The 15,706-nt window shown below is 65.3% G+C and carries 12 protein-coding genes; 5 read left to right on the top strand and 7 right to left on the bottom strand.

What is annotated here, in order from left to right; all coding sequences use genetic code 11:
- Nucleotides 1-35 precede the first annotated feature (35 nt).
- From CXZ05_RS14900 to CXZ05_RS14885, 4 genes are all read right to left on the bottom strand, one after another.
- The gene (locus CXZ05_RS14900; RefSeq protein ID WP_102973328.1) at nt 36-2,075 is read right to left on the bottom strand and encodes a beta-galactosidase; all 2,040 of its coding nucleotides are present in this window, start codon (nt 2,073-2,075) and stop codon (nt 36-38) included.
- Nucleotides 2,076-2,209: 134 nt separating this feature from the next.
- Nucleotides 2,210-3,553, bottom strand: coding sequence for a sugar ABC transporter substrate-binding protein (locus tag CXZ05_RS14895; protein WP_102973327.1), 1,344 nt, complete (start codon nt 3,551-3,553; stop codon nt 2,210-2,212).
- Nucleotides 3,554-3,596: 43 nt separating this feature from the next.
- Nucleotides 3,597-4,535 carry a carbohydrate ABC transporter permease gene (locus tag CXZ05_RS14890; RefSeq protein ID WP_102973326.1) on the bottom strand — a complete coding sequence of 313 codons (939 nt, stop codon included), beginning with the start codon at nt 4,533-4,535 and terminating at the stop codon, nt 3,597-3,599.
- Nucleotides 4,536-4,537: 2 nt separating this feature from the next.
- Nucleotides 4,538-5,470, bottom strand: coding sequence for a carbohydrate ABC transporter permease (locus tag CXZ05_RS14885; protein WP_102973325.1), 933 nt, complete (start codon nt 5,468-5,470; stop codon nt 4,538-4,540).
- A 123-nt stretch (nt 5,471-5,593) separates the two neighbouring features.
- Here CXZ05_RS14885 and CXZ05_RS14880 point away from each other — a divergent pair, with 123 nt between their 5' ends.
- The 3 genes from CXZ05_RS14880 (at nt 5,594) to CXZ05_RS14870 (ending at nt 8,550) form a co-directional block, all read left to right on the top strand.
- Complete coding sequence (locus tag CXZ05_RS14880) at nt 5,594-6,676, top strand: LacI family DNA-binding transcriptional regulator (RefSeq protein WP_308411005.1); 1,083 nt, start codon at nt 5,594-5,596, stop codon at nt 6,674-6,676.
- Nucleotides 6,677-6,790: 114 nt separating this feature from the next.
- Nucleotides 6,791-7,252, top strand: coding sequence for a MarR family winged helix-turn-helix transcriptional regulator (locus tag CXZ05_RS14875; RefSeq protein WP_102973324.1), 462 nt, complete (start codon nt 6,791-6,793; stop codon nt 7,250-7,252).
- The gene (locus CXZ05_RS14870) at nt 7,249-8,550 is read left to right on the top strand and encodes an MFS transporter (RefSeq protein WP_102973323.1); all 1,302 of its coding nucleotides are present in this window, start codon (nt 7,249-7,251) and stop codon (nt 8,548-8,550) included. Before CXZ05_RS14875 ends, CXZ05_RS14870 begins: the two co-directional genes overlap by 4 nt.
- Here CXZ05_RS14870 and CXZ05_RS14865 read toward each other — a convergent pair.
- Nucleotides 8,516-9,049 carry a GNAT family N-acetyltransferase gene (locus CXZ05_RS14865; RefSeq protein WP_102973322.1) on the bottom strand — a complete coding sequence of 178 codons (534 nt, stop codon included), beginning with the start codon at nt 9,047-9,049 and terminating at the stop codon, nt 8,516-8,518. The two genes, CXZ05_RS14870 and CXZ05_RS14865, sit on opposite strands and share 35 nt — an antisense overlap.
- Before the next feature lie 109 nt (nt 9,050-9,158).
- Here CXZ05_RS14865 and CXZ05_RS14860 point away from each other — a divergent pair, with 109 nt between their 5' ends.
- Nucleotides 9,159-9,374: a transcriptional regulator gene (locus CXZ05_RS14860; protein ID WP_102973399.1), complete on the top strand. Its 216-nt coding sequence runs from the start codon at nt 9,159-9,161 to the stop codon at nt 9,372-9,374.
- 58 nt (nt 9,375-9,432) lie between these two features.
- On the opposite strand, the gene CXZ05_RS14855 is transcribed toward CXZ05_RS14860, so the two are convergent.
- Complete coding sequence (locus tag CXZ05_RS14855; RefSeq protein WP_102973321.1) at nt 9,433-11,670, bottom strand: immunoglobulin-like domain-containing protein; 2,238 nt, start codon at nt 11,668-11,670, stop codon at nt 9,433-9,435.
- Nucleotides 11,671-11,848: 178 nt separating this feature from the next.
- Nucleotides 11,849-14,344 carry an alpha-L-arabinofuranosidase C-terminal domain-containing protein gene (locus tag CXZ05_RS14850; RefSeq protein ID WP_258006597.1) on the bottom strand — a complete coding sequence of 832 codons (2,496 nt, stop codon included), beginning with the start codon at nt 14,342-14,344 and terminating at the stop codon, nt 11,849-11,851.
- 353 nt (nt 14,345-14,697) lie between these two features.
- Between CXZ05_RS14850 and CXZ05_RS14845 the strand changes: the two genes are divergently transcribed.
- The gene (locus CXZ05_RS14845) at nt 14,698-15,681 is read left to right on the top strand and encodes an ABC transporter substrate-binding protein (RefSeq protein WP_102973319.1); all 984 of its coding nucleotides are present in this window, start codon (nt 14,698-14,700) and stop codon (nt 15,679-15,681) included.
- Nucleotides 15,682-15,706 lie beyond the last annotated feature (25 nt).

Here is a 15,706-nt window from a genome sequence, read left to right as displayed (position 1 = left end):
TCTCTGGGGACTGCTGCTTTATTTGGCGCTTTGGTTTATCGGGGGTTGTGGAGGACGGCCACGCCGCGGGCGGCAAGCTTGGCGGTACGTTCGGCGGTGCGTTCGCCCGTGAGGGCGGTTCCGGGCACTGCCGAGATGTCGACGGCCTGGTCCATGCGGTTGATCAGGAAAAGGAAGCGCCCGTCCTCCCCCGTGCGGACGGCGAGTTCGACGGCGCCCCGGAGTTCCGCGGGCAGTTCAGACCCGACGCCGGCCAGGTGGGCGAATTCCCGCAGGACCGGGACCAGGCCGTCGGGTCCGAGTCGCGTCGCCACGTAGCCGGCGGATCCGTTGCCCACGCGGCGCCGGGTAACGGCAGGTTCGCCGGCATGGTCACCGGAGGTGAACCGGCGCAGGACCTTCGTGTCGCCCGAGGTGGTGGCCACCGAGTCGGCCCACAGCGTTCCGGTTGACCCGTCGTCGAGCGTGGCCTCTTCCCCGGGGGCCAGCGGTCCGAACTCTTCCACCCGGATTCCCAGCAGATCGCTGAGGGCGCCGGGGTATCCACCTAGCCACACGTGGTCGTTCTGGTCCACGATGCCCGAGAAGTACGTGGTCACGAGGTGGCCGCCTGCTTCGACGAAGCTATTCAGGCGCGAACGCAGCTCCGCCGGCACCACGTGCAGGACCGGCGCGATGACCAGCTGGTACCCCTCAAGCGAGGCCGCCGCCGGGAGGACGTCGGCGCGGATGCCGTTGGCCAGGAACGCGGAGTACCAGTCGAGGGCCTCCTGCCGGTAGCGGAGCCGGTCGCTCGGATGGGAGTCCAGCTCGCTGGCCCACCAGGAGTCCCAGTCGAACAGGATTGCGGCCTTTGCGGGCTCACGGCGGCTGCCCGTGATCGCCGAGAGTTCGCCAAGCGTCCGGCCCAGGACGGTGACGTCGCGGAAGAGCCTGCTGTTGCTGCCGGCATGCGACACCATCGCGGAGTGGTACTTTTCCGCCCCGGCGCGCGACTGCCGCCACTGGAAGAAGCAGACCGCATCTGCCCCGTGCGCCACATGGGTGAGCGAGTCCCTGGCGAGGGCCCCGGGCTTCTTGGGCGTGTTCACGGGCTGCCAGTTGACGGCGCTGGTGGAGTGCTCCATCAGGAACCAGGGGTTGCCGCCGGCGATGTTGCCGGTCAGGTTCGCGGAGAAGGAGAGCTCGTCGTGGTCCTGCGGACCCGGGACCACGTAGTGGTCATTCGAGACGAAGTCGACGTCGGCGGCCCAGGCCGCGTAATCCATTCCCTTCGTCTCCCCCATCACCATGAAGTTGGTGGTGACGGGGATGTCCGGGGTGATGCTGTTGAGGATGTCGCGTTCGCCGCGGAGGTAGTCCCGCAGCGAGTCCGAAGAGAACCGCTTGAAGTCCAGCTGCTGCGTGGGGTTCGGGTAGGACGCTGCCTTGCGCGGCGGGAAGATGTGGTTCCAGTCCGCGTAGCGCTGGGACCAGAAGTCGGTCCCCCAGGCGGTGTTCAGCTCCTCAAGGGTGCCGTAGCGGTTTTGAAGCCAGACGCGGAAGGCGGCCGCGGCGTCGTCGGAATAGTCATAGATATTGTGGCAGCCGAGTTCGTTGGAAACGTGCCAGGCGCAGACGGCGGGGTGGTCCCTGTACCGCTCCGCCATGGTTCGCACGAGCGCCAGCGCGTGCTCGCGGAAGACCGGGGATGTGGGCCGCCAGTGCTGCCGGCCGCCCGGCCAGAGGGTTTCGCCGTTGTGGGTGACCGGCAGGATTTCCGGGTGTTCGGCTGCGAGCCACGGCGGCGGGGAGGCGGTGGCGGTGGCGAGGTCCACGGCGATGCCGTTGGCGTGGAGCAGGTCGATGATGTCGTCGAGCCAGGAAAAGTCCCAGGTATCCCGCGCGGGCTGGAGCCGGGCCCAGGAGAAGATGGCGAGGGAGACGATGTTGACTCCGGCCTCCTGCATGAGGCGCACGTCCTCGGCCCAGACCTCGCGGGGCCACTGCTCGGGGTTGTAGTCGGCGCCGAAGGCCAGCCGCTTGGTGTCCGGGGACGGCCAGCGCAGCCAGCGGTGGTTGGTGGCGAGGGACATGGATCTCCTATTTTGGGCGCGGCTAAGCGGCCGCGAAGTTGGGTGGCCGTGTGCTTGGTGGCTGTGTGCTGGGATGGCGGCGGACGCGCCGGGCGGGCGCGTCCGCCGAGGTGGGGCGGTTTAGGTGAGGCCTGTTATTCCTTGACCGTGAAGCCCTGCTCGGTGCCGTACTTGACCGAGGCCTTCTGCCAGGCGGTCAGGCCGTCCTTGAGCTTGGTGCCGGAGACGTAGGCCTGGCCGGCGGTGTCGTTGAAGATGCTGTTGGCGTAGACCTGGAAGGGCAGGTAGGACCAGCCGGCGGGAACGTTCTTCGCTGATTCGGCGAAGATCTGGTTGGCCTTCTGGCCGCCAAAGTACTTGAACTCGGTGTTCTGGAACTTCTCGGACGCGAGGTCCTTTGCGGTGGCGGGGAACGCCCCGCCGTCGATCCGGGTTTGGACGCCTTCCTCCACGTTGGAGTACTTCAGGAAGCCGTAGGCCAGCGCGGCCTGGCTGCTGGCGGCGGGGATGGCCAGGGAACTGCCGCCGTTTTCGGAGCTGCTGGTGGCACCCTTTTCCCACTGCGGCAGAGGGGCGACGCGCCATTTGCCGGCCCCGTCGGCGACGCCGGAGACGAGGTTCCCCGGCATCCAGGCACCGGTGGACAGGGTGGCGATGGTTCCGTTGCCGAGGCCCTTGTACCACTCGTCGCTCCAGGAGCTGATGGGTGCCAGGAGGTCCTCGTCGATGAGCTTTTGCCAGGTCTCGGCGAACTTGGTGGACCCGGCGTCGGAGAAGTTCACGCCGACGTTGGTGCCGTCCACCTGGTAGGGCTTACCACCGGCCTGCCAGATCATGCTGGTGGTGAAGCCGGCGTCGCCGGTGTCGTTGGCGATGTAGGCCTTGGGGTCCGCCTTCTTCAGCGCGCGTCCGGCCTCGAGGAATTCGTCCCAGGTGGTGGGCACTGCGATGCCGTGCTTGTCGAACAGTTCCTTGTTGTAGAACAGGGCCATGGGGCCGGAGTCCATGGGAAGGCCGTAAACGCCGCCCTGCGCCTGCACCGAGGACCAAGGACCGGCCGTGAAAGTGCCGTCGAGGTCGGCGGCGCCGAACTGGCCGAGGTCTGCCAGTGATTTGCTGAGGGCAAACTGCGGAAGTGCGTAGTACTCGATCTGCGCGACGTCCGGCACGCCGGAGCCGGCGGAGATCGCGTTCTGCAGGGCGGTGTACTGGTCGTTGCCGGTGCCCGCGTTGACCAGGTTGACGTCCACGTTGGGGTACTTGGCCTCGAAGCCTTCAGCGACCTTCTTCAGCGACTGGTCCCAGGCCCACACCGTCAGCTTGCCGCCCTTCTGGAGGGCTTGCTCGACGGCGTCGCTGTTGACCGTTTGCTGCGGCGCCGCGTTGCCGCCGCCTCCGCAGGCGGTGAGCCCCAGTGCGAGCGCGGCGGCGACGGCGGAGCTCTGCAGCAGGCCGCGGCGGGTCAGGGTCTTGATCATGGTCTTCCTTCTAACTGCGTTGTTGATGAGGGTGGACGGGGCGTTATTCTTTGACGCTTCCGGCGGAAAGGCCGGACTGCCAGTAGCGCTGGAGCAGCAGGAACGCTGCGATCAGCGGCAGGATGGTGAGCAGGGATCCTGTGATGACGAGGTTGAAGATGGCTTCTCCGCCAGCGGTGGCGGCCTGCGCGTTCCAGGCATTCAGGCCCAGGGTAAGGGGGTACCAGTCCGGGTTCTTCAGCATGATCAGCGGCAGGAAGTAGTTGTTCCACGTGGCCACCATGGTGAAGAGCAGCACGGTGACGATGCCCGGGGTCAGCAGCGGCAGGCAGACCTGGAAGAACGTGCGTGCCTCGCTGGCGCCGTCGATCCGGGCGGACTCCATGATCTCGGTGGGGATGGCCTCGGAGGCGAAGGTCCACATGAGGTACAGGCCGAAGGGCGAGATGAGCGAGGGGATGATCACGGCCCACGGAGTGTTGGTGAGGCCCATCTGGCTGAACATGAGGAAGGTGGGAACGGCGAGGGCCGTGCCCGGGATGGCCACCGCGCCGATCACGACGGCGAACACCGCCTTCCGGCCGGGGAAGTCGAACTTCGCCAGCGCGTAGCCGCCGAGGACGGCGAGGAACGTGGCACCGCCGGCGCCGAGGACGACGTAAAGGACCGTGTTGGCGAACCAGCGCAGGAAGATCCCGCCGTCGTAAGTTGCTGTCCGGGCGATGTTGTCCCAGAGGGCAAAATCGCCGTCGAACCACAGGCCGAAGGAGTTGAGGAGGCCGTCCTGGGTTTTGGTGGCGTTGACCAGCAGCCAGAACAGCGGGGCCAGGCTGTACAGCAGGACAAGTCCCATCAGCAGAGTCAGTGCCAGGCTGCGGCGCGAGCGCCGTCCTATCCGTGCGGGCCGCAGACGCGTGGTGCGGAATTTGGCCGGGGATGATGCGCCGGCGCTGCCGGGACGGGCGGCTGTCTGAACGCTCATGGTCAGCGCTCCTTTCGCATGCCGCGGACCTGGACGGCATAGGCAATGGCCATGGTGATCAGCCCCATGATGATCGCCACCGTGGCGGAGTAGTTGTACTGCTGCCCGGAGAACGACAGGGAGAAGGCGTACAGGTTGGGTGTGAAGTAGGTCGAGATGGTGTTGGGTGAGAGGCTCTTGAGGATGCTGGGCTCGTTGAAGAGCTGGAAGCTGCCGATCACGGAGAAGATGCTGGCCACCACGATGGCGCCGCGGATGGCCGGCAGCTTGATGGCGGTGATGACCCTCAGCTGGCCGGCGCCGTCGATCTCGGCGGCCTCATAGAGCGACTTGGGAATGACGGTCAGGGCGGAGTAGAAGATCAGCATGTTGTAGCCGATGAATTCCCAGGTGACGATGTTTCCAATGGAGGCCAGCACCAGTTCAGAGGAGAGCGGGCTGGGCAGGTTCAGGCCGAAGGCCTGGTTGATGTTTCCCACCAGGCCGAAGCGGGTGCCGTACATGAAGCCCCACATGAGCGTGGCGACGACCGCCGGCACAGCATAGGGAAGGAAGATCGAGATCCGGAAGAACGACCTTCCGTAAAGCCGGCCGCTGTCCAGGGCGAGGGCCACAACGAGGGCGATGAACAGCATGACCGGAACCTGGACTGCCAGGAACAGGGAAACCCTCCCCAATGCGGACCAGAATTGAGCGTCGCCCAGGGCCCGGGCGTAGTTGTCCAGGCCCACGAACGCCGTACCGCCGATGAGCTGGTTGCGGAAAACGCTCAGGTAGATGGAGTAAGCGATCGGGGCAAGGAAAACCAGGGCGAACACGGCCATGAACGGGCCGATGAACCACCAGCCTGCCCAGGAACGCCGGCTGGCGCGGCGGCTCGATTGGCCTGCAGGGGCGCCCGCTCCGGCTCGCGCTGCGACTTGCGGGGACGTCATTGTCATGAAAGGTCCTCTGTAGGGCTGCGTCACCGGGCGGGTGACGGAAGGTGTTCTGTTTGCGTAAACATCGGTGTGATCTTTTGTTAGTGTTTGCGCAAACATGATTGGTACGATGGTGACATGGAGCACGAACCCGGTCAAGCCCCGGTCCACAATCTGTCCGCTGCAGGGGGCGCGGCAGGCGCCGCACTGCGGCGAAAGCCGCAGGTGTCCATGGCCGACGTCGCCAAGCTCGCCGGCGTCTCCTCCCAAACGGTTTCGCGGGTGTCCAACGGGAGCCCGGACGTCATCGAAAGCACGCGGCGCCAGGTCATTGCGGCGATGAACGAGCTCGGATACCGGCCGAACAGCGCGGCCCGGGCGCTCAAGCGCGGCAGCTTCCGGACCATCGGCGTGATCACGTTCTCACTGTCTTCGCTCGGGAACATGCGCACCCTGGAGGCCATCGCGCTGCACGCGGCGCGGCAGGACTTCGCCATCACACTGATCCCGGTTACAGCCCCAACCCAGGCCGGGATCCAGGGTGCGTTCTCCCGAATGGGCGAACTCGCCGTCGACGCAGTGATCGCCATCATGGAGGTCCACCTCCTGGATGCAGCGACAGTTACGCTGCCCCCGGGAGTGAAGGTCGTCGTCGTCGATTCCGACGCCGGCGAGCAGTACAGCGTGGTGGACACCGACCAGGCCGACGGCGCCCACAAAGCGGTCCGGCACCTTTTGGATTTGGGCCACGAGACGGTCTGGCACGTCGCCGGGCCCGAAGAATCCTTCGCCGCCGAACGGCGCGCCGCCGCCTGGCGCAGCACCCTCACCGCCGCCGGCAGGGCCGTCCCGCCCGTGCTCCGCGGCGACTGGTCAGCGGACTCCGGCTATGCAGCGGGGCTCCGGCTCGCCGACGAACCGGGCTGCACCGCGGTGTTCGCGGCGAACGACCACATGGCCCTGGGCCTGCTGCGGGCCTTGCGGGAAAAGGGAAAATCAGTTCCCGAGGACATCAGCCTGGTCGGCTTCGACGACGTCCCCGAAGCCTCCTCCTACGCTCCCCCGCTCACCACGGTCCACCAGAACTTCGCCGACGTCGGCAACCGGTGCGTGGACAACGTCCTGCAGCAGATCCGCACCAACACCACCGAACCCGGCGTAACCCTGGTGCCCACCGAACTCGTGATCCGCGCAAGCACGGCGGCACCGAAGGCGAAATAGCTCACATTCGCCTACGTATGGGTTGCCTCGCGGGAACAGTCGGCGGATGATGGTTAGAGACGCTAATTAGCGTTGCTAACTAATTCGCCAACGAAAAGGAGGCGCACTTCCTCAATGCCTGCGACCGAAGCGGCACACCAAGAAACCCCACAATCAATCAGGCCGGACATCCTGGCAATCGACCTTCGGACCGCCGTGATGCGGACCTCCCGCCGGCTTCGGGTAGAAGCGACCGGAGACATCATCACGCCGGGCCAGTACACGGTGCTGGCCCAGCTTCACAGTGACGGCCCGCGCACGCCCCGGGAGCTGGCGGCGCGGGAGCATGTGCAAGCACCTTCGATGACCCGGATCGTCAACGCCCTTGCAGAGCAGGGCTTTGTGTCCCGGTCAGCGCACCCGGAGGACGGCCGCCAAATTCAGGTAGGCATCACCCCTGCGGGGGTGGACGTCCTGGAAGAGGCGCGGGAACAGCGGACCGCCTGGCTGGCCAAGCGGGTGGCCGGTTTGAGCCCGGAGGACCGGCTGACACTGAGCCGCGCGGCGCACATCATGCAGGAAATGAGCGCCCTGTGAGCGCCACCTTCCGGGCATTGCAGAACCCCAACTACCGGCTGTGGGCGGGCGGGGCGCTCGTCTCCAACATCGGCACCTGGATGCAGAGGGTCGCCCAGGACTGGCTGGTCCTGACCGTCCTCACGGACCATTCCGGCACCGCCGTCGGCATCACCACGGCCCTGCAGTTCCTTCCCATGCTGCTGCTTGGCCCCTACGCAGGAGTGCTCGCAGACCGGTACCGGAAACGCGTGATCCTGCTGTGGACGCAGACGGCCATGGGCCTGTGCGGGCTGGTTGTGGGGCTCCTGGTGGTGACCGGCGCGGCGCAACTGTGGCAGGTGTATGCGGCCGCTCTCTGCCTTGGGCTGGCCAGCGCCATTGACGGGCCGGCACGCCAGTCCTTCGTCTCCGAACTCGTGGGGCAGGACCATATCGCCAACGCAGTGTCCCTCAACTCCGCCTCCTTCAACACCGCCCGGCTCACAGGGCCCGCGATCGCAGGCGTGCTCATTGCGTGGGTTGGCACCGGCCCCGTTTTCCTGCTCAACGCCGCCAGTTTCGCCGCAGTGCTGATCTCGCTGGCCCGGATCCGCGCATCGGAGCTGGTCCCGGCTGCGCCGGCCGCCCGCAGCAAACACCAGGTGGCCGAGGGGCTGGGCTATGTCCGCCGCCGTCCGGATCTGGTGCTGATCCTCGTCCTGGTCGGCGTCCTGGGGGCCTTCGGCATGAACTTTCCCATCACCAACGCCCTGATGGCCACGGCGGAATTCGGCATGGGGCCCGGTGAATTCGGACTTCTGGGCTCCATCATGGCTGTCGGGACACTGGCCGGAGCACTGCTCGCCGCACGCAGGTCCCGCCCCCGGCTGCGTTTCCTGCTCGGCGGAGCGCTGGGGCTGGGCCTCTTTACCCTGATCGGCAGCGTCTCGCCGTCGTTCTGGCTGTACGCCGCCATTCTGGTGCCGGTCGGCCTCGCATCGATTACCTTCCTGAACAGCTGCAATACAAGCATCCAGCTCTCAGTGGAGCCGCAGTTCCGGGGACGAGTGCTTGCCCTTTATCTGGCGACCCTGCAGGGCGGGACTGCCTTGGGGGCCCCGCTCATGGGCTGGCTTGGCAGCACCTTCGGCGCCCGCTGGTCGGTGGCCGCCGGCGGCGCCGTCGTCCTGCTGACCGGATTGCTCGCAGTGATCGTGGTGGTCCGGAGCAGCCGGCTGACTTTGCGGCAGCAGCTACTCGCCTCCTTTCCGAGGAGGCGGGCGCCTCGCGGGAGCGCAGCCGTCAGCCCTTCCCCGGAAGGGGGCACTCCAGGATGAAGTCGATCTCCACCGAGTCGCCCAAAGTGAATGACTTCGTCCCCACCTTGGTGAAGCCTGATTTCTCGTAGAAGCGGATGGCCTTGGCGTTCTGGCTGTTGACCCCCAGCCAGACGCTTGCCGCCCCCTGGTCCGCGGCCCAGTCCAGCGAGGTCCGCATGAGCGTGGAGGCCGCGCCCCGTCCGTGGTGGTCCGGGTGCACATAGCACTTGCTCAGCTCGACGGACGGGTGTGTGCCCAGGGCGCGGAGCACATCGGGGTCCGTTGACCGCCGGTCGACCAGCAGGGTGTAACCATCAAGCCGGCCGCCCTGCTCAAGCACCAGGATGGCAATCTTGCTGTCGGCGAGGTACTCCGCGAATTTGTCCGCACTGAGCGTCCGCTTCAGGTGGAGCCGGATGTCCTCCGGCGAGGATCCGGGCGGGCAAGCGAGCGGGAAAGTGGCCGCGGCCAAGTCAGCCAGGGCAGCGGCGTCGCCGGCAACGGCCTTCCGGATCATAGAAACTCCTGTGAGAGCGGGCGAAAATCACTACAAAGGATTGTAGGCCTGGCCACAGGGGCGTCAACTTTCATTGACGCAGCACGTGTCGTCAACTATGGTTGACGCCATGGAGGTGGACCGGTTGAAAACCCTGGTGGGATCCATGGACGGCAATAATCCGGTGAATGGGCTGCAGGCCGTTGCTGAGCTGCACCGTGAAATCGGGCGGGCGGAAGCTGCCCTCGTCCGGCGGGCCCGCCTCGCTGGCCTGTCCTGGGAGGCGATTGCGAACGCCCTCGGCGTCAGCAAGCAGGCTGTCCACAAGAAGTACGGCAAGAAATAAACCGAGGGGTTCCGCCGGTGCGGACGGAACCCCTCGGTTTCAGCTATCCAGAAATACATCACAGCTGCGCGTGCAGCCGTTCCAGCTCCGCCTTGGTGACCGGCAGGACCGTGCCGTGGCGCGGTGCCCGGGGCAGTTCATAGTTGGTGGAGAGCTTCCAGTTCGGGTTTTCGAGGCTGGTGCTTTCCAGCGGGATGTAGCCGCGGCCGCCGAATTCATCAACGAACAGGTAGTACTTCTCCTCGGTGTTCGACTTGAAGATGGTGGGCCCTTCCACGCCGCCGGTTCCGGCCTTCTTGCCGATGCAGTTGCCCATCAGCGTCCAGTTGCGCGGGTTCGTGGCCGGCAGGTCAACGGCCAGCAGGTCGCTCGACTTTTCCTGCATGATGTCCAGGCAGCCGGAGACCTGGCCCTCGTCCTTGGTGAACCGGTAGTACGAGTCGCCCTCCTTGATGACCGTGGAATCGATCACCGAGTTGCCTGGGTCGTTCCACACCTTGGCCTCGGTGAAGGTCCTGAAGTCCCGGGTGGTGGAGTACATCATCTTGTTGTGCGTGCCCCCGGTGTGGTTGGGGTCGTTGTCGGCGTAAATCTTGGAGGCCCAGTAGACCACGTAGGCGCCGATCTTCTCGTCGTAGTGCGCTTCCGGCGCCCACGTGTTCCCTGCGCTATCCGGCGAAACCTTCACATGGCGCTGTTCGGACCAGTTCACCAGGTCAGTCGACTCCCACACCTCGATGGACTGGCTGCCCTGGCGCTGTGAGGAGTCCCAGCTGGTGCCGCTTCCGATGGAGAGGTCCGTGGCGATCATGTAGAACTTGTCGCCTTCCGGGGAGCGGATGATGAACGGATCGCGCAGGCCCTTGGTGCCGAGGCCCGACTTGAGGACCGGCTTGCCGCCGTTCAGTTCGTCCCACTTGAGTGCGTCGTTGCCGCGGCTGGCGGCCATGTAGATGTTCTCGCCGGCGAGGTCGTTGCCGGTGAAGTAAGCGAAGGCGTAGCCCTCCTTGGGCTCGGCCTTGGGCAGCGGCAGCACCGTGACCCGGAACTTCTTCCTGTCCTTGGTCTTGCCGAGGGACACTGTGGCGTGCAGGTTAAGCTTCACCGGCTCGCTGCCGTAGCCCGGCCGCGTCACCTCGCCGGTGGCCGTGATCGCCGCGGTATCGCTCGACTCCCACGCCACCTTGGTGCCGTACAGCCCCGCCGTCGGCAGGCTGATGTTCCCGCGGATCGCATCCGCGTCCCACACGTTCAGGGCTGTGGCGGCCTCAGCGACCTTCTGGTCGTCGCTGATGTCTTCCGGGACCGTGACGGTGAAGGATTTCGACGCCGATGCCCCACCTGAGGTGGCAGTGGCGGTCAGCGTCACCGTCGCATCTCCTGTTCCGTGGGCCGGCCGGGTCACTGCTCCCTGTGCGGACACGATGGCCGGATCCGAGGAGGACCAGGCGTAGGCCGAGCCGTTCGGCCCGGTGGCGGGCAGCTTAAGGTTGGCGGTCACCGCGGAGGTGTCCCCCGGCGAGAGGTCCTGCAGGTCGAGGGCAACCCGCTGCTCGGGCGAAACGTATCCGAGCTCCCGCACCTCGTCGGCCCGGAGTGCACGGTTGTAGATGCGGAAGTCGCGGACCTGGCCCTTGAGGTACTTGTCTCCGCTGTAGACGGACCGCCCGAGGTAGTTCGCCGTCGTCGTTCCTCCGCCAATGCTTCCCGGGGTGATGGTGACGCCGGTTTTCCGGGCGACCTCGGTGCCGTCCTCGTAGAGGACGGCGGTGCCGCCGCTGAGCGTGTAAGTGATGGTTTTCCAGGCCCCGCGCGCCAGGTCCCGGTTGGCGCTGAGGGTCTGCTCTGTAGACCAGTTGCCGCTGGCGATGGAGGACCGGTACGCGTTGCCGGTGGTGAAGAGGTAGCCGTTGCCGCTGCCGCTGGTGGTGTTGCCCATCCCCCAGATGAAGTAGGGAGCGCCCTGGTCAGCCGCGATCTTCACGTCCGTGGAGACGGTGATGGAATCGAGCCCGCGCATGACGTCGTTCGGGAGGCGGACGTGGGCGTTGGTCCCGCCGAGCTGCAGCCCTTCACTGCCCAGCGTGGTGGCGTCACCGCTGATCACGCCGTTGCGGCCGTTGCCGGAGCTGTCCTCCGCCACAGTGCCGGCGGTTTCCGTCAGGTTGTATTTAAGGACCAGGCCGCCGTCGACGGCGGCATGGGCCGGGGCTGCGGCGATGAGCCCGCCGAGCGCCAGCGCTGCGGCGGTAATCAATGCCGGGCCCGTGCGGGCCCGTGAGCGGGTAGGGAGCATTGAGACACTTTCGTTCGGGCGGCCCGAAGGCCGCTGCTTGGAATGGGAACGCTGTTGAAATGGCGGGAAGAAAGCAATCGGGAAGGGACGACGTCGGACTGGCCGGATTAATGGGGAAGGCCCGGCTGTGCAATCCAGCCGGGCCTTCCCGGTCAAAGCCGTGGCTTTGGTGTGCCGCTTACTTGCCGGCTGCGGCGAGCCGGATGAAGGTCACCGAGCTGGGCTCGAACTCGTAGGTGAATGCCGCTCCGGCTCCGTTGAAGGTGCTCGACGCCGGAGCCAGGTTCTGCCCGTCGGCGGTCTGGGTCAGGGTGGTCACCGCGGCCGTGGAGCTGAGGCTGGACGCACCCGCCACCTTGATGTCCACCGGCGTCTTTTCAGCCTTCGTGTTGACCACCTTCACGATGGTGTCGCCAGACTTGGCGTCCTTCGTGACCACGGAGTAGACGGGATCGGCCTGCGTGTCGTCCACGGTGCCCCACAGGACGTTGTCCAGGTAGAGCTTGGCCGTGCGCCCGGAGACCTCGATCCGGATGTCGTATTCGTGCCCGGTCTGGATCACGGTGTTCTTTTCGATGACGTTCGTCTTGCCGCCGTTGACGGCCTTTTCGACTACGGACTTCGTGTTGTTCCAGCCGCCCAGGTTCCACCAGAAGTAGTTTCCGGTGTCCTTGACGCCGAAGGAGACCAGGAAGCCTTCAGATCCGGCGAGCTTGGTTGCCTTGGTGCTGAGCGTGTAGTTGCTCCAGTCGGCGTTTCCGGCGGTCACCATGGTGTTCTGGGCGGTGGTGCTGGACTGGACATAGGCGCCGTCCTGGATGGACCAGGATCCGGTGTCGTTGCCGGTCCATGCAGCCGCCGTTCCGGAGAAGTCGTCGCTGAACAGGTTGGCGCCGTCCGCCCCGGTGACCTTGACGTCGTCGTACCGGGCGGAGGTGGCCCACGTGGACAGGCCGATCTTGCCGGAAATCGGCACCACGGTGGAGGCCGGGTTGTCCTGCGTGCTCGGAACCACCTGGTTGCCCACGTTGTTCATGAACAGCTTCTGGACCTCGTAGTTGGGGGTGGTCCGCACGGACGTTCCGTTGAAGAACATCATGTCCGGGCTCCACTGCGTGTTGGCCTCGTTCGCGATCAGCGGCGCGTAGGACGCCATCTTGACCACGTCAGCGTTCCGCTCCAGGCCGGTCATGTACGAGGCTTCGGCCAGGGCGTTCGCCGGCTTGTTGCCCTGCGACGCGTACTCGCCGAGGAAGACCTTGTAGCTGTTGCGGTCGTAGGAGTCGTAGCGGTGGTTGTTGTTCAGGAACCATGAGGGCGTGTTGTAGTAGTGCTCGTCAACGAGGTCCACGCCCGTTGTGGCGTTGAAGTTGGCGAGGTCCTCGAACTCGGGCCCCTGGCTGGAGGGCCCCGTGTTTCCGATGATCTTGATCTCGGGGTGGGCCTTCCGGACGGCGTTGTAGAACTGGGTGAAGTACTGCTTGAACGCAGGCTTGTACTCCTCGTTGCCGAGGCTGATGCGGTCCAGTTTGTACGGTGCGGGGTGGCCGTACGCGATGCGCTTGGCGCCCCACTCGGTGCTGGCGTCGCCGTTGGCAAACTCGATCAGGTCCAGGGTGTCCTGGATGTAGCGGTCAAGCGTTGCCTGGTCCGGGGCCTGGTTGGTGTCGCCGCAGCCGGTCACGCCCACCGGGACCACAGGCACGGGGGCAGCCCCCATGTCCTCGGCCCACTGGAAGTACTCCATGTAGCCCAGGCCGTACGTCTGGTTGTAGCCCCAGAAGTTCCGGTTGGCCGGGCGCTGTTCCACCGGACCGATGGTGTCTTTCCACTGGTAGGTGCGGGCCCGCGTGTAGTTGGGCGCCGAGTAGGTGTCGTAGCTGCCGGTGTTGACGATGCAGCCGCCGGGGAAGCGCAGGAACCCGGGGTGCAGGTCATTGATCTTCTCGGCGAGGTCCTTGCGGAGGCCGTTTTCCCTGCCGTTCCAGGTGTCCTTGGGGAACAGGGAAACCATGTCGAGGCGGACGGTGCCGGTTCCCTGGACAAGGGTGGCGAGCCGGCCGGCGCCCGTGGAGGACTTGGGTGACAAGGTCACCTCGTACTTGGCCCAGCTGTCGCCCTTGACCTTGACCGTGGCGATGTCCAGCCGGGTGCCTTCCGGGGTTTCCAGGGTCACGGCGAGCGTGGATCCGGCGGGGTTGGAGGTGCGTGCCCATACCGAGTAGTTGTACTTCTTGTGCGCCTCGAGCTTCTGTCCGGCGTTCCAGCCGCTGTTGCGCACCCCCACTCCGGCGCCGCTTCCCGCGCCGGCGGAGGTGGCGTTGATCTGCAGGTAATTCCGGTTGTTTTCATTCAGCCGGTTGTTGTCATTGACGACGGCGATTGTTCCGTCGCTGCCCCGCTTCAGGGTTTCCCAGGCGGTCATCGGGGTGTAGGTGCGGTTGTCCCCGGAGTTGAATTCAAAGGACCGGTTCTGGACAAGTTCCGCGTAGATGCCGCCGTCGGCGCCCTGGTTGATGTCCTCGTAAAAGGCTCCGTACATGGTCGAATCGATCGAAGGCCCGGAGCCGGCGGCGTCGATGCTGATGGTCCGGTTCTGGGCAGACTCGGCATTCGCGCCGAGGGCCGGCGTCATTGACAGCAGCGCGGCCGTCAGGGACCCGGCAAGCACCATGGTGCAGGTCCGTCTGGCGGGTCTTGATGGTTTGGATGGCATGGAAGGGAAGGCCTTTCTCCATTGAACGGTTCGCCGGCACTGGTTTGAACAGGCTGTGATGAACAGCAGTTTTTGTGAACGCTAACAAATCGCCGGCCGCAGTCGAGTATTCGACATCTTTCAGCTCTTGTAAAGGGCATTCTCGAAAATCGGCAGGCTTTGCATGTGTGCTCGAAATTGTGACCCGGGCTACTTGACGTTCCAGATTGTTAGCGTTCACAATGGGTCGCAGAGCTCATCAGCTCACTTGCAGCAACGGCGGTGTTCGAAGTCTCCCGCCTGCATGTAACTAACGCTTCCGGGAGGATGTTGTGTTTAAGAAATCCCTGCTTGCGGTGGCCGCCGCATCAATGCTTACCCTCACTGCGTGCGGCGGAACCGCAGGTGCCGGCAGTGCTGCCGGCAACTCCGGTGATGACAAGATCACCATGGGCTTCGCCCAGGTGGGCGCCGAAAGCGGCTGGCGCACCGCCAACACCAAGTCGGTCCAGGATTCGGCGAAGAAGGCCGGAGTGGACCTGAAGTTCTCCGACGCCCAGCAGAAGCAGGAGAACCAGATCAAGGCAATCCGCTCCTACATCCAGCAGAAGGTCGATGTCATTGCCTTCTCCCCCGTGGTGGAATCGGGCTGGGACACGGTGCTGAAGGAAGCCAAGACCGCGAAAATTCCGGTCATCCTGACTGACCGCGCCGTGGACTCCTCGGACAAGACCCTGTACAAGACCTTCCTTGGTTCTGACTTCGTGGAGGAAGGCAAGAAGGCCGGGGACTGGCTGGTCAAGGACTCCGCGTCTGCCACGGACACCGTCAACATCGTGGAAATCCAGGGCACCACCGGATCGGCACCGGCGAACGACCGCAAGGAAGGCTTCGCGGAGGCCATCAAGGCTGACCCGAAGCTGAAGATCGTCGCCTCGCAGAGCGGCGACTTCACCCGCAGCGGCGGCAAGCAGGTCATGGAGGCCTTCCTGAAGAACAACGCCGACATCGACGTCGTGTTTGCGCACAACGACGACGAGGGCCTCGGCGCCATTGAGGCGATCGAAGCCGCCGGCAAGGTTCCCGGCAAGGACATCAAGATCATCACGATCGACGCCGTGAAGGACGGCATGACCGCCCTGAGCACCGGCAAGATCAACTACATCGTCGAGTGCAGCCCCATGCTCGGCGACCAGCTCATGGATCTGGCCAAGAAGGTCATAGCCGGCGAGAGCGTGCCTGAGCGTGTGGTCACCGAGGAGACCACCTTCACGCAGGAGCAGGCCAAGCAGGTTCTTGCCAGCCGCCCCTACTAAGCCGCGGCGCACCTGTTCGTCCGTG

Origin of the sequence: Arthrobacter sp. AFG20 (assembly GCF_002892795.1) — a bacterium.
In the GTDB taxonomy this organism is placed as follows: Bacteria; Actinomycetota; Actinomycetes; order Actinomycetales; family Micrococcaceae; genus Arthrobacter.
Note: the sequence above shows the minus strand (reverse complement) of the source record. Positions and strands in the feature narration are given on the sequence as shown.